The organism is Holophagales bacterium (genome assembly GCA_016699405.1).
In the GTDB taxonomy this organism is placed as follows: Bacteria; Acidobacteriota; Thermoanaerobaculia; order Multivoradales; family JAGPDF01; genus JAAYLR01.
In genome coordinates, this window is sequence record CP064972.1 from 4361911 (window position 1) to 4374942 (window position 13032).

Annotated in this window: 6 protein-coding genes and 1 pseudogene; 3 read left to right on the forward strand and 4 right to left on the reverse strand. The window is 70.9% G+C overall.

Translation table 11 applies throughout. The annotated features are described in order from the left end of the window. Positions 1–15: 15 nt before the first annotated feature. From IPJ17_18070 to IPJ17_18080, 3 genes are all read right to left on the reverse strand, one after another. The gene (locus IPJ17_18070; GenBank protein ID QQR73369.1) at positions 16–1143 is read right to left on the reverse strand and encodes a porin; all 1128 of its coding nucleotides are present in this window, start codon (positions 1141–1143) and stop codon (positions 16–18) included. A 3-nt stretch (positions 1144–1146) separates the two neighbouring features. Then, positions 1147–2391 carry an ammonium transporter gene (locus IPJ17_18075; protein ID QQR73370.1) on the reverse strand — a complete coding sequence of 415 codons (1245 nt, stop codon included), beginning with the start codon at positions 2389–2391 and terminating at the stop codon, positions 1147–1149. A gap of 315 nt (positions 2392–2706) precedes the next feature. Beyond that, complete coding sequence (locus IPJ17_18080; protein QQR73371.1) at positions 2707–3198, reverse strand: hypothetical protein; 492 nt, start codon at positions 3196–3198, stop codon at positions 2707–2709. A 254-nt stretch (positions 3199–3452) separates the two neighbouring features. On the opposite strand from IPJ17_18080, the gene IPJ17_18085 reads away from it, so the two are divergent. Further along, complete coding sequence (locus IPJ17_18085) at positions 3453–4325, forward strand: alpha/beta fold hydrolase (GenBank protein ID QQR73372.1); 873 nt, start codon at positions 3453–3455, stop codon at positions 4323–4325. Positions 4326–4605: 280 nt separating this feature from the next. On the opposite strand, the gene IPJ17_18090 is transcribed toward IPJ17_18085, so the two are convergent. Further along, complete coding sequence (locus IPJ17_18090; protein QQR76216.1) at positions 4606–6609, reverse strand: oligopeptide transporter, OPT family; 2004 nt, start codon at positions 6607–6609, stop codon at positions 4606–4608. Positions 6610–6852: 243 nt separating this feature from the next. Here IPJ17_18090 and IPJ17_18095 point away from each other — a divergent pair. Then, a pseudogene (locus tag IPJ17_18095) lies at positions 6853–9648 on the forward strand (alpha-amylase). 1388 nt (positions 9649–11036) lie between these two features. Continuing rightward, on the forward strand, positions 11037–12986 hold the full coding sequence (locus IPJ17_18100; protein QQR73373.1) for a CRTAC1 family protein: 1950 nt from the start codon (positions 11037–11039) through the stop codon (positions 12984–12986). Positions 12987–13032: the final 46 nt, after the last annotated feature.

The window sequence follows — 13032 nt, forward strand, 5'->3', positions numbered from 1 at the left end:
TCGGCCGGACTTCGATCAGTACAGCAGGAGCGCCGCGAACGTCACCGTGGTCTGCGCCGACGCCGGCTCGGCGCGGTGCTGGAAGACCTCCTCGTCCGACCGATCGCGTCGCAGGTCGGCCCGCAGCACGAGATGCGGGGTCACCTTCCACTCCGGCGTCAGGGTCACCTCGTGGAGCTTCTGCGAGGTTCCCGTGCGCGCACCGTCCGGGTCGTCGAAGACCTCGCCGCGCAGCGCCAGCGACCAGCTGCTGTCGAAGGCCCACTTCGCGTAGCCCGCCACGCCGCTCCAGCGCGCCCGCCCGCCGCCCGCTCCGAGGTGCTCCTCGTCGCCGAGGACGAGATCCAGCCCGAAGGTGAGCCGGTCGCTCGGCTTGAAGATGCCGACCGCGTTGTAGAGATAGCGCTGCTCGCGGCTGTTGTCGCGCTGCTCGGGCCCGCCCATGGCGTTGAGGTAGAGGGTCCATCGTGGCGTCGGCGTGGCGGCGACCTGGACGATCACCGACTTCGACCCGTTGTTGTCCTGCCAGTTGTCCCATCCCTGCACCACCATCGCCGTGGCGGTGACCTTCGCGCCGAGTGGATAGGTGAACCGCAGTCCCGTGTGGGTGAACGGGATCGAGTAGCCGAAGAGCAGCGAACGCGTCTGATTGTCGTTGTAGCCGTCGTGGCCCTCGATGACCTCCATGCCGAACGGCGTGATGAATTTGCCGGCGTCGATCCGCAGTCCCTCCCCGAGCGGCGCGATCCAGCTTACGAAGACCTGGTGGAGATCGTAGTCCTGCGCCTCGCCACTGTCGGGATCGCGGAAGAGGCCGGAGGCGGCCGTGACGGCGGGCACCGACTGACCCGCCGTGGCGTCGATCCGGAAGCCGAGGTCCCCGCGCTTCACGGCGGGGCGTTGCACGACGAGCTCCGCCACGTCCAGCTTGATCTCCGAGTCGTCGTAGTCGAAGACGCGAAGCACGTCGAGATCCGAGTCGGGGTGGTCGAGGTTCCAGGTGTAGCTGGCCTCGACGAATCCGTTCACGGTCACCGATTCGTACCAGGGTTTTCCGGCAACCGGCTCCTGCGCCGCGACCGCACGCGGACCGAGCCAACCCAGGCTCGCCGCCAGGGCGAGGCCGAGAGTCCAGGCGCGCATGGTTCAGATCGCCTCTTCGAGATAGGCCTTCTCGCCGTGGATCCCCTCGTCCAGACCCACCTCCTCCTGCGCCTCTTCGACCCGCACCGGCGTGATCTTGTTGATCACCCAGAGCATGCCGAGGGTGAACGCGAAGGCCCAGACCGACGAGATCAGCACCGCGCCGCACTCGACGAGGAAGAAGTGGCTGTTGCCGCGCAGCAGGCCGTCGACCCCGGCGGGGTTGAACGCCTTCGTGGCGAAGATTCCGCACAGGACGATGCCGATGAACCCGCCCACGCCGTGCACGCCCCAGACGTCGAGGGCGTCGTCCCAGCCCAGACGGTTCTTCAGCGCCACGGCATAGAAGCAGACGACGCCGGCGATCAGTCCGATGAGGCAGGCGGTCGTCGGCGAGACGTAACCGGCCGCCGGGGTGATCGTGGCGAGACCCGCCACGGCGCCGGTCAGCAGACCGAGGAACTTCGGCTTGCGCGACGTCATCCAGTCCATCAGCAGCCAGGCCACGGCGGCGAACGAGGCCGCGATGTCGGTGTTGAGGAAGGCCACCGCGGTGACCGAGTCGACGCGGAACTCGCTGCCCGCGTTGAAGCCGTACCAGCCGAACCAGAGCAGACCGGTGCCCAGGGCGACGAGCGGAATGCTGTGCGGGCCCTTGTCGAGGACCTTGCGCTTGCCGACGTAGAGCACCGAGGCGAGCGCCGCGATCCCGGCGATGTTGTGGACGACGATGCCACCGGCGAAGTCGAGAACGCCCCACTGGGCGAGGATTCCGCCACCCCACACCATGTGAACGAACGGGAAGTAGACGAAGACGAGCCAGCCGCTCAGGAAGAGCATGTAGGCCTTGAAGGTGACCCGGTTGGTGAACGCGCCGGTGATCAGCGCCGGGGTGATGATGGCGAACATCATCTGGTAGGCGCAAAAAACGATCATCGGGATGGTGTCGTTGAGCGGCGACGGCATGTCGAGGGTGACGCCGCGCATCAGCGCCCAGTCGAAGTTGCCGATGATCCCCGCGAAGTCGGTCCCGCTCTTCAGATCCCCCGAGAAGCACATCGAGAAGCCGAAGGCCCACCAGAGCACCGTAGTCCAGCCCATCGAGACGAAGCTCTGGATCATGATCGCCAGGACGTTCTTCCTCCCCACCAGCCCACCGTAGAAGAACGCCAGGCCTGGCGTCATCAGCATGACGAGGCTCGAGCAGAGCAGCATGAACGCTGTGTTTCCCGTATCCAGATGCAGCATGCACCCTCCCAGTCAGTGCCGCGGTTCGGGCGGCCTACCTGTCGTTAAAGTGTCGAATATGGGGCAAGTTTCCCCACTTCCGGAGCATGCTCCTCCTGTTTTTCGGAGTCAAGCGGTCCGCAGCCCGCCCGGACGCACGGCGACCGGCCGAGCCCGTGTCACCTCGGGGGACCGGGGTGCCGGCGGGAGCCGGCGTCGAGCGGTCGACAGCGCGACCGTGTCCGATGGGAGGCGGCAGGTTGCGAGAGGGGCGACGGGACGATCGGGCCGCGGGGTCGCTCGCGCGACGAGGCGCCGCCGACGTCCGTCCGCGCCTCAGGTCAGCCTGGCGTGGACACCGAGCCGGTGCACCAACAGGGCGCCGGAGTGTCCCGTCTTCAGGACCAGCAGGACCGCGACGAGATCGACCAGCAGCAGCGCCGCCGTGGCGCTCGCCAGCGCACCCGCCCCCAGCGGCCGTTTGAGCCAGCCGGGACCGAAGCGCAAGGCGACGAGCAGGACCGTGAGCCCGGTGAAGACCGCCCGGACCGCGGAGCCGAGCTCCTCGTGGTCCGCCACGGCTTGGACGATCTCCGGCGCTTTCGGCGCGACATCGCGGGCCGCATCGCCGGTGGCGGCCGAGAGATAGACCGCCAGCGTCCCGGCAGCCATCAGCCAGACGGCCAGGGCGAGCAGGGTGAGTCGCCGGGCAGGCACGACCAGCGCCGCGAGGAGAAGCGCCGGAGAGAGCAGAAGAAGGGCGATCGGAAAGTGGGAAACGAACGGGTGGAGGGCATCCCAACTCGGTACGGACGGTAGCTCGAACATGGCCATCCTTTTTCGTCGGACAACTCAGGTGGACATCCCACCGCGCTATGGTACGCGCCTGAGCGATCGGGGCGAACGGCGCCTGCCGCCGCCGGCAGAGCCCCTCTCTCGCGGCGATCGCCCGTCGGCTCGCGCACCCCGAGCCGCCGCGGCGGATCGTCCGGCTGTCTCCCGAGCCGGGCCGGCCGGAAGGAGCGGAGCCGGCGGCCCCGCGAGCCGACTAGGATCGGCAGAGAGCGCGAGCCCGAGCCCCGATGCCCGAAGACGTTCGATTCCCCGCCCGCGACGGCGACGCGCTCGCCGGCACGCTCTTCCCGGCGGAGCGGCCGCGCGGCACCGTGGTCGTCGCCTCGGCCATGGGCGTCCGGCGACGCCTCTACGCCCGCTTCGCCGAACGGCTGGCCGCCGGCGGCCTGACCACGCTGACCTTCGACTACCGCGGCATCGGCGGCTCCCGCCGCGGCCCGCTCCGCGGCTTCGCGGCCGAGCTCCACGACTGGGGAGAGCTCGACCTCGCGGGCGCGATCGACTGGCTGGCCGCGCGTCACCGCGATCTGCCGCTGCAACTCGTCACCCACAGCGTCGGCGGGCAGATCTTCGGACTGATCGAGGAGACGCCCGCCGTCGGCGCCGTGTTCCTCGCTTCCCAGAGCGGGAGCTGGCGCCTCTGGCGCGGCCTGCCGCGGCTCGGCATGTTCTTCGTCTGGCATCTGGCGGTTCCCGGCCTGGCAAGGGCCTTCGGCTACCTGCCGATGCGTGCCATCCGCCAGGGCGAGGACCTGCCCGCGGGCGTGGCACGCGAGTGGGCCGCCTGGGGCCGCCGTGACGAGTACGTCTGGAGCTACGCCGGACCGCGAGGTGGCCGAGGGTTCCGCCGGTGGACGGGGACCTTGCGGGCCTATGCCATCGCCGACGACGGCTACGCGCCACGGCGCGGCGTCGAGGCGCTGGCGGCGATGTACTCGCGCGCCCGGGTCGAGGTGCGGACGATCTCGCCCGGCGATTTCGGGCTTCGCCGGATCGGCCACTTCGGCCTCTTCCGACCCGAGCTCGGCGCGGCGATCTGGGAGGAGATCGACGCGACGCTCCACGCTCGCCTCACCGAGATCGCTGCGGCTCCTGGCTGAGGAGCCCGGCGCGCCTCGACCGGAGACCACGGGCGGGAATCCCGTGCTCCCCGTCGCTCGGGTGAAGGAGGGCGTCGCCCGCCTCGAGCTCCGGCCGATCGCGATCGGCCGGAGCTCCGAGCGCAACGGCGCTCCCGGGCCGACGGGACACGACCGCGCACGCCCGTCGCCCACAGAGGCGGACGGGTGCGTGGCCCGAAGGGTAGCGAAAAGGGCGGGCCGATCGACCCGCCCTCAGGGTCCAGCGCCGGGCCGCGAGGAATCCCGCGGCGCCGATTCCCTACATCACCGCCGTCGGCGGCGCCGGCTCGTCGGCGTCACCCGCCTTCGAGAGCGGCGTGCGGACCATGTACCAGGCGAGGCCGACGAGGACCGCCACCGCGAGGTACGGCGCCACCGAAGCGAAGGCGTCGAAGCTCGGGAAGGTCTTGTCCTCGCGCGCCACCACCACGCCGGCGATCAGCAGGCCGGTCAAGCCCTCGCCGGCGATCAATCCGGAGGCCACCAGCACGCCGGCGTTCTCCACTCGCGCCTTCTGCGCGTCGTTGAAGCCGCGCTTGTCGCGGAGCTTGTCGACGAGGCCACGGATCAGCCCGCCGACGAAGATGGCGAAGGTGGTCTCGAGCGGCAGGTACATGCCGACCGAGAACAGCATCGGGCTCTTCACCTTGATGAGGATGAGCGAGATGCCCATGGCGATGCCGACGAGCACCAGCGGCCAGGCCATCTCGCCGCCGACGATGCCCTGCGAGAGCGCCGCCATCAGGCCGGCCTGCGGCGCCGGATAGTTCGGACCGCCGAAGCCGCCGACGCCCGGGAAGCGGGCGACGTCTGCCGTGTGCATCAAGTAGAGCGGGAAGAACATCACCAGACCGGCGACGCAGACGCCGATGATGTCGCCGACCTGCATCTTCCACGGCGTGCCGCCGAGGATGTGTCCGACCTTGAGGTCCTGCAGCATCTCGCCGGCCACCGCCGCCGAGACGCAGCCGACCGCGGCGACACCGAGCACCGCGGCGATCCCCTGCGGCCCCTTGGCGCCGACGATCACCATGGTGAGCGCGGCGATGATCGTCGTGGCGAGGGTCAACCCGGAGATCGGATTGTTCGACGAGCCGATCATGCCGACGAGGTTGCCCGACACCGCGGCGAAGAAGAAGCCGGTGACGAGAATTACCAGGGCGGCGAACATCGCCGCCGGCAGCGCCTTGGTGAAGTAGAAGTAGAGCGCCACCATGAGGATCAGGATGACCGCGATGCCCAAGAGCACCGTCTTGAACGACAGGTCGCGCTCGGTGCGGTCGGTGGAGGCGGCGGCGTGCGCCGACTTCTGCACGTCGGCGATGCCGCGCTTGATGCCGCCGATCAGGTTCTTGCGCATCCGGTAGAGCGTGTAGCAGGCGCCCACCAGCATGCCGCCGACGGCGATCGGACGGACGATGAAGCGGTAGAGGTGGCCGGTCAGCTGCGCCCAGTTCTGCACCCCGTCCGGCGTCGTGTACTGGTCGATCATCGACGGGCCGATGAAGAAGACGAGCAGCGGCACGAAGAGACCCCAGGCGAGCAGGCCGCCGGCGAAGTTCAGCGCCCCGAGCTCCGGGCCGATGATGAAGCCGACACCGAGGTAGGCCGGGGTGATCTCCGGAGCCGCGAAAGTCGAGACGCCACCGGTCGCCACCTTCTTGGCGTCCTGGGTCAGGCCGAGACGGACGAAGCTCTCGTGGACCTTGCCCACCGCGATCTGGAAGGTGTTCTTGGCGCGGAAGATGCCGAGGTCACCGGCGAGCTTGATCGCCGCGCCGACGCCCATGGCGCTGAACAGCTGCATCGCCGCCCCGGTGCCCTTCTGTCCCGCCTTGTGGATCTCGGAGGCCGCGACCGACTCGGGGAACGGCAGGGTCGCATCTTCGACCATGACGCGGCGCAAGATGGTGACGAACATGATGCCGAGCAGCGCGCCGAGGATCATCAACGCCGTGGCGGTCAGGTACTCCTGCACCATGTGCTCGGGGTCGAACTTCCACATTCCCAGGATGACGAACGCCGGGATGGTGAAGATCGCACCGGCCGCCACCGACTCGCCGATCGAGCCGACGGTTCGGGCGAAGTTCTCCTCGAGGATGGTGCCCTTCCAGAGGCGCAGGATCGCCATGCCGATGACCGCCGCCGGATAGGTCGCGGCGATGGTCATGCCGGCCCGCAGGCCGAGGTAGGCGTTGGCCGCGCCGAGGACCACGCTCATCACGAGTCCGAGGACCAGCGCCCGGCCGGAAAACTCGAGCATGGTCGAGTTGGCCGGGACGTACGGTTCGTGCCGCTTGTCGCTCACCAGACTTTCCTCCTTCGCATCGTGTCGCGATTCGCTTCGCGGGGCATCGAGATCGGGAAACGGGGACGTCCGATTCTACACGCCGCTCCCCGTTCCGGCGGCCTCGCTCGATCCGGAGCCGGCGCCTCCGAACCAGCCCGGTCCACGAGCCCGCGGCGCCGCGCGAAGGCTGGTAAGGTTGCCGCGGAGCCCCGTCCCGTGTCGCGCCCGTTCGCCTCGCCGCCGCCCCCGGTCCGCCCGCAGCGGGAGTTCCACGTCTCCCGCGCCGCCCGCGACCGCTACCGTTTCGACGAAGGGATCTTCTCCCTCTCGGGCAACGTCGTCCTCGCCGACTTCGCCGCCGCACGGCGGTTCGCCGAGGCGATCAACGCCACGCGCGACCTCGTCCACCACCCGGAGAGCGCCGTGCGACCCGGCGAGATCGCGGCGCTCGGGCTGATCGACGAGATCAACCATCTGCTCTTCCGCCGCTTCCGCCAGGCAACCCGTCCGGACCTGTTGCGGGAGGCCCTCGACCACCTCGCCGAGCGCCTCGGCCCGGCCGCCGTCGACCGCACCCTCGCCCGCTTCTGCCTCGAGTTCCCGCCGCTGGCGGTCCACCGCGGCGAGGCGTCGGTCGCCGAGTGGCTCGCCGGTGAGACCGCCGGCGAGAATCATCGCGAGATCGCCCTCGAAGAGCTGACGATGCTGTCGCTGGCGAACGCCAATCCGGCCTTCTCGCCCTTCCGCGAGCTCTTCGACGACACGCCGCTCGGCCGCGAGACCGTCTATCCGCAACTGCTGGTCGACCTCGAGACCACCCTGGCGCAGGTCGAGGTCCCGGAGGACCTGCTGCCCGGGCCGGGCGAGCGCCACATCCTCCGCCTGCTCCGCGCTCCGGCCCTCGCCGCGCCCGGCTCGCTCGAGGAGCAGTTGCGACTCGTCCTCGCCCGCTTCGCGCCGGCGCTCGCCGGGACGTTCGAGCTCCGCGCCCTGACGGCGATCGACGTCATCAAGGAAGAGGGGCGCGCCTTCCAGGCGCTCGCCGGAGCGCTCGGCGCCCTCGGAGCGCCAGGTGCCCACGGAGACGCGGGGGCCGGAGCCGTGTGGCATCACCCGCCGGGCCACGAGCTGACCGCGGCCGACGTGCCGCTGCCGAGCTTCGCCCCGCTCGCCGAGGAGCCCGAGGCCTTCACCCCCGACCGCGACTGGATGCCGCGGCTCGTTCTGCTGGCGCGCAACGCCTTCGTCTGGCTCGACCAGCTCTCGCGCCAGCACGGCAGGACGATCGCCACGCTCGACGCGATCCCCGATCGCGAGCTCGACGAGCTCGCCCGCCGCGGCATCACCGGCCTCTGGCTGATCGGCCTCTGGCAGCGCAGCGCCGCCTCGCGCCGCATCAAGCAGATCATGGGCAACCCCGAGGCCGTGGCCTCGGCCTACTCGCTCGACGACTACGCCATCGCCACGGAGCTCGGCGGCGACGCCGCCCTCGACGATCTCGCGGCGCGCTGCGCGCGGCGCGGCATCCGGCTGGCGAGCGACATGGTTCCCAACCACGTCGGCGTCGACGGCCGCTGGGTGGTCGAGCACCCCGACTGGTTCGTCCAGCTGCGCGAGCCGCCGTTTCCCGTCTACTCCTTCACCGGACCCGACCTGTCGCACGATCCACGCGTCTCGATCCAGATCGAGGACCGCTACTGGACGCGCGCCGACGCCGCCGTCGTCTTCAAGCGCGTCGACCGGGCGAGCGGCGACACGCGCTACCTCTACCACGGCAACGACGGCACCAACATGCCGTGGAACGACACGGCGCAGCTCGACTACCTGCGACCCGAAGTGCGCGAAGCGGTGATGCAGACGATCCTGCGCGTCGCCCGCCGCTTCCCGATCATCCGCTTCGACGCGGCGATGACGCTCGCCAAGCGCCACTTCCATCGCCTCTGGTACCCGGCCCCGGGGACCGGCGGCGACATCCCCTCGCGCGCCGAGCGCGGCCTGACCGCCGCCGAGTTCGACCGCGCGATGCCGGAGGAGTTCTGGCGCGAGGTGGTCGACCGCTGCGGCGTCGAGGCGCCGGACACCCTTCTGCTCGCCGAGGCGTTCTGGCTGATGGAGTCCTACTTCGTCCGCACCCTCGGCATGCACCGCGTCTACAACAGCGCCTTCATGGTCTGTCTGCGCGACGAGGAGAACGCCAAGTACCGCCGCATCCTCAAGGAGACCGCGGCCTTCGACGTCGAGATCCTCTACCGTTTCGTCAACTTCCTGAACAACCCGGACGAGCGCACCGCCGTCGACCAGTTCGGCAAGGGGGACAAGTACTTCGGCGTCTGCACGCTGATGGCGACGCTGCCCGGCCTGCCGATGTTCGGCCACGGCCAGGTCGAGGGGTTCGCCGAGCGCTACGGCATGGAGTACCGGTGCGCCTATTACGACGAGACCCCCGACCCGTGGCTGCTCGAACGGCACGAGCGCGAGATCTTCCCGCTGCTCCATCGCCGCCGGCTCTTCGCCGGGGTCGAGGCCTTCGCCCTCTTCGACATCGTCGGCGACCACGGCGTGCTCGAGGACGTCTACGCGATCGCCAACCGCCATGGCGAGGAGCGCGCGCTGGTGCTCTTCCACAACCGCCCCGCGACGGTCCGCGGCCGGCTGCTGCAGTCGAGCCCGGCGACGGTACGACGGGGCGACGGCGGCAAGCGGACGCTTTCGCGCACGCTGGCCGAGAGCCTGGCGCTCCGCGGCGCTCCGGACGACTTCCTCGTCTTCCGCGAGCTGGCGAGCGGTCTCGAGCACCTCGTGGCGAGCCGCGAGCTCGTCGAACGCGGGTTCGTCGTCGAGCTCGGCCCCTACCAGACGCGCGTGCTGCTCGACTTCCGCGAGCTCGCCGACCGCGACGGCCGCCTGCGCGAGCTCGCCATGCAGCTCGCTGGCCGCGGCGTACCGAGCATCGAGGAAGCGCTGCACGAGCTCGCCCTGCAACCGCTCCACGGCCCCTTCTCCCATCTGCTCGACCCCGAGCTCCTCCGCGCCTTCCACGCTCCACCCTTCCCCCGCCTCGGACCGCCGGCGGCCGCCTCGGCTGCGGCGCTGGGTGCACATCCCACTCCAGAGCAGCCAAAGACCAAGACAAAGGCTCAGGCAGGAGAGAACGCGGCGACGGACTCGGTTGCCGAGCTCACCGTCGACGAGTCGACGACGAGCGTCGCGCAGAACCAGCCGGAGCTGCCAGTCGACGACGGCTGCGCCGCGGCGACGGCCGACGAGGCGGTAGCGGTCGATCTCGCCGGCGAGCGTCGCCAGCCACTCTCCACCCAGACGTCTTCGTCTCGTCCACGGGAGCAATCGACAGAAGCGGTGGAAGAGACCCTGCCTTCGTCTCCGGCGGATCCCCTTGGCGTGGAGACGGAAGGCAGTCCCGGCGCCGAGTGGCATCTCTTCGAGCGCGGCCCGGCAGTCCTTCCGCAGGCGGCTTTCTCTTCGTCTCCTCGAGTCGTCGCGCTCGAGATGCTGACCGATCCGACGCCGGACATGGTGCCGGCGAACGCCGACGCCATGAGCCGTTCCTGGGCCCTCTTCGAGAGGACGACCGAGGAGCCCGGCGCCCTCGCGGCACGCGAGCGCGCGGCCGAGGAGCGACGCGAGCGCGAACGGGCCGCGCCGCTGGCCGCCCGCTGGCGCTCGTTCCTCGCCGTCGCGGCGGAGATGGCCGGAATCGGCGATCCCGACCTCGCCGCGCGCCTCGAGGCGATGCGCGCCGAGGCGGTCGACGACCTCGTCGGCTGGCGACGCCGGCTCGGCGAGGGCCGCCTCGCAGACCCGAAGGCCGAGTCCCCGCTTGCCTCCTGGCTCGCCGAGCACCCCTCGCGCGGCGCCGTGGTGATCGCCTGGCTGCTGCTGCGGCGGCTCGGCAGGATCGTTCCGGGAACGGGCGCGACGGAACGCGGCGCCACCTGGTTTGCCGAGTGGCGCCTGGGGCGCGTCGTCGAGGCGGCGCTGCGCGCGCTCGGCGCCGCCGGCATCGAGGCACGTCGCGAGAGCGAGGCGCTGCGCCTCCTGCTCGAGCCGCACCTCGCCGCCGTGCTCGACGGCGCCGACCCGCGGCCGAGCGAGCTCCTCGCCGCCGTGGCGGCAAGCGAGGCGGGGCGCACGCTGCTCGGCGTCAACCGCTTCGGCGGCGTGCTCTGGTTGCGGCGCGAGGGCGTGGAAGAAACCGACGGCTGGCTCACGCTCGCCGCCACGCTCGGGGCAGAAGGAAGTCCCCGGCGCGCCGCGCCCCACCTGGCCCCGGCCGCCGCTGCTGCCGGCTACCGGCTCGACGCGACGCTCGCCCGGCTGGCCGCCGACGACGCGCCGGCCGCGCTCGCATCCACGCTCGACGACGCAGGGGGATCGCCGCCATGAGCTCGCACCGACCGTCCGGCCCCACGCTGGGGCTTCTGCTCTCCTGCCTCGCCACACCGTACCCGGCGAGCGCGCAGCCTCCGGTGTTCACCGACGTCACAGCGACGGCCGGGCTCGGCGCCTTCCGCCACGGCAACTCCGACGCCGCCTCGCCGATCGAGCCGCGCTGGATCTCGGCCGGCGTCGCCTGCGGCGACATCGACGGCGACGGCGACCTCGACCTCTACCTCGTCGGCGGCGACCAGTTCGCCAACCGGCTCTACCGCAACAACGGCGACGGCACCTTCACCGACGTCGCCGCGACCGCCGGCGTGCAGATCACCGGCGTCGTCGGCTCGGCACCGGTCCTGACCGACGTCGACGGCGACGGCGACCTCGACCTCTTCGTCTTCAGCGTGCAGGGTGCGCCGATCGTCCCGACCGACCCGCCGGTCGCCGATCCGGCGGCTCTGCCGCGCCTCTTTCTCAACAACGGCAGCGGGGTCTTCGTCGACGGCTCGGCCTCCACCGGGATCGAGAGCTACGCCCCGGTCTATTCGGCCGCCCTCGGCGACATCGACCGGGACGGCGACCTCGACCTCTTCCTCTCGCACTGGATGCAGGGCGGTCCGATGCTCTGGGAGAACGAGGGCGGCGGCACCTACACGGCGATCGACGCGACCCACCTCGGCGCGGACACGCGGACTCTGCTGCCGAATACCTTCACGCCCGCCTTCGCCGACCTCGATTCGGACGGCTGGCCCGATCTCGCGGTCGCCAGCGACTTCGGCCAGAGCCGCCAGTTCGCCAACCGCGGCGACGGCACGTTCGCGCGACGCAACGCCACCGTGCTCACCGACGAGAACGGCATGGGGGCGTCGGTCGGCGACGTCGACAACGACGGCGATCTCGACTGGTTCGTCTCCAGCATCTGGGACCCGGACGGCGTCGGTGGCTGGGGGGTGAGCGGCAACCGCCTCTATCGCAACGACGGCAGCGGCAACCTGACCGATGCGACGACCGCCGCCGGCGTGCGGCAGGGCTACTGGGGCTGGGGCGCCTGCTTCTCCGACTTCGACCTCGACGGCGACCTCGACCTCGTTCATACGAACGGCTTCCCCGCCGCTCCGGCCTCGGAGTTCTGGAGCGATCCGACGCGCCTCTTCCTCAACGACGGACTCGGCGTCTTCACCGAAGGCGCCGCCGCCGCCGGGCTTGCCGACAGCGGCCAGGGGCGTGCCGTCGTCTGCTTCGACTTCGACGGCGACGGCGACCTCGACCTGCTGGTGATGCAGAACGGCAACCTGCGCAACGGCTACGCCGCGCCGGTGCGCCTCTTCCGCAACACACCGCCGGCGGGACGCCACTGGCTCAAAGTGCGGCCCATCGGGCGCGGCGCCAACTCCCAGGCGGTCGGTGCCCGGGTCGTCGCCCAGGCCGGTGCGCTCACCCAGATGCGCGAGCTGCGCCTCGGCAGCAACTTCGCGGCGCACGACCCGGTCGAAGCCCACTTCGGCCTCGGCGCCGCCACCACCGTCGACCTGCTGCGCGTCGTCTGGCCCGACGGCACCGAGGTGGCCTGGAGCAACGTCGCCGCCGACCAGACGCTGCAGCCGTCGAGCGCCACCGCCTGCTCCTGCTCGCCCCGGCTCGTCTCGGCAGTGGCCGGCGGACCCATCGCGTGGAACGTCGCCTGCGAGACGAGCGGCACGCCGCTCGCCAGCCTGCCGCTCGCCTGGTCGGTCGTCGCCGGACCCAACAGCGGCCTCACCGGCAACGGCACGACCTCGATCGGCGGCAGCGCGACGCTCGGCTTCACCGGCCACGGCAGCCCCGGCCGCGACCGCGTGCGCGTCACCGCCACGAGCGGCGGCCTCGCCCTCGCCTGCACCGTCGACCTCGACTGGACCTCGCTCTTCGAGGACAGCTTCGAGACCGGCGGCCTCACCCGCTGGAGCGCTCACTAGCGCCGGACGATCGCTCCCGCCGACAGGCCGCCAGGTGAAGCGCACC

Coding starts and splice junctions, on each gene's coding strand:
- IPJ17_18090 (QQR76216.1), bottom strand. CDS start 6,609: ATGCTCGAGTTTTCCGGCCGGGCGCTGGTCCTCGGACTCGTGATGAGC.
- IPJ17_18075 (QQR73370.1), bottom strand. CDS start 2,391: ATGCTGCATCTGGATACGGGAAACACAGCGTTCATGCTGCTCTGCTCG.
- IPJ17_18070 (QQR73369.1), bottom strand. CDS start 1,143: ATGCGCGCCTGGACTCTCGGCCTCGCCCTGGCGGCGAGCCTGGGTTGG.
- IPJ17_18080 (QQR73371.1), bottom strand. CDS start 3,198: ATGTTCGAGCTACCGTCCGTACCGAGTTGGGATGCCCTCCACCCGTTC.
- IPJ17_18100 (QQR73373.1), top strand. CDS start 11,037: ATGAGCTCGCACCGACCGTCCGGCCCCACGCTGGGGCTTCTGCTCTCC.
- IPJ17_18085 (QQR73372.1), top strand. CDS start 3,453: ATGCCCGAAGACGTTCGATTCCCCGCCCGCGACGGCGACGCGCTCGCC.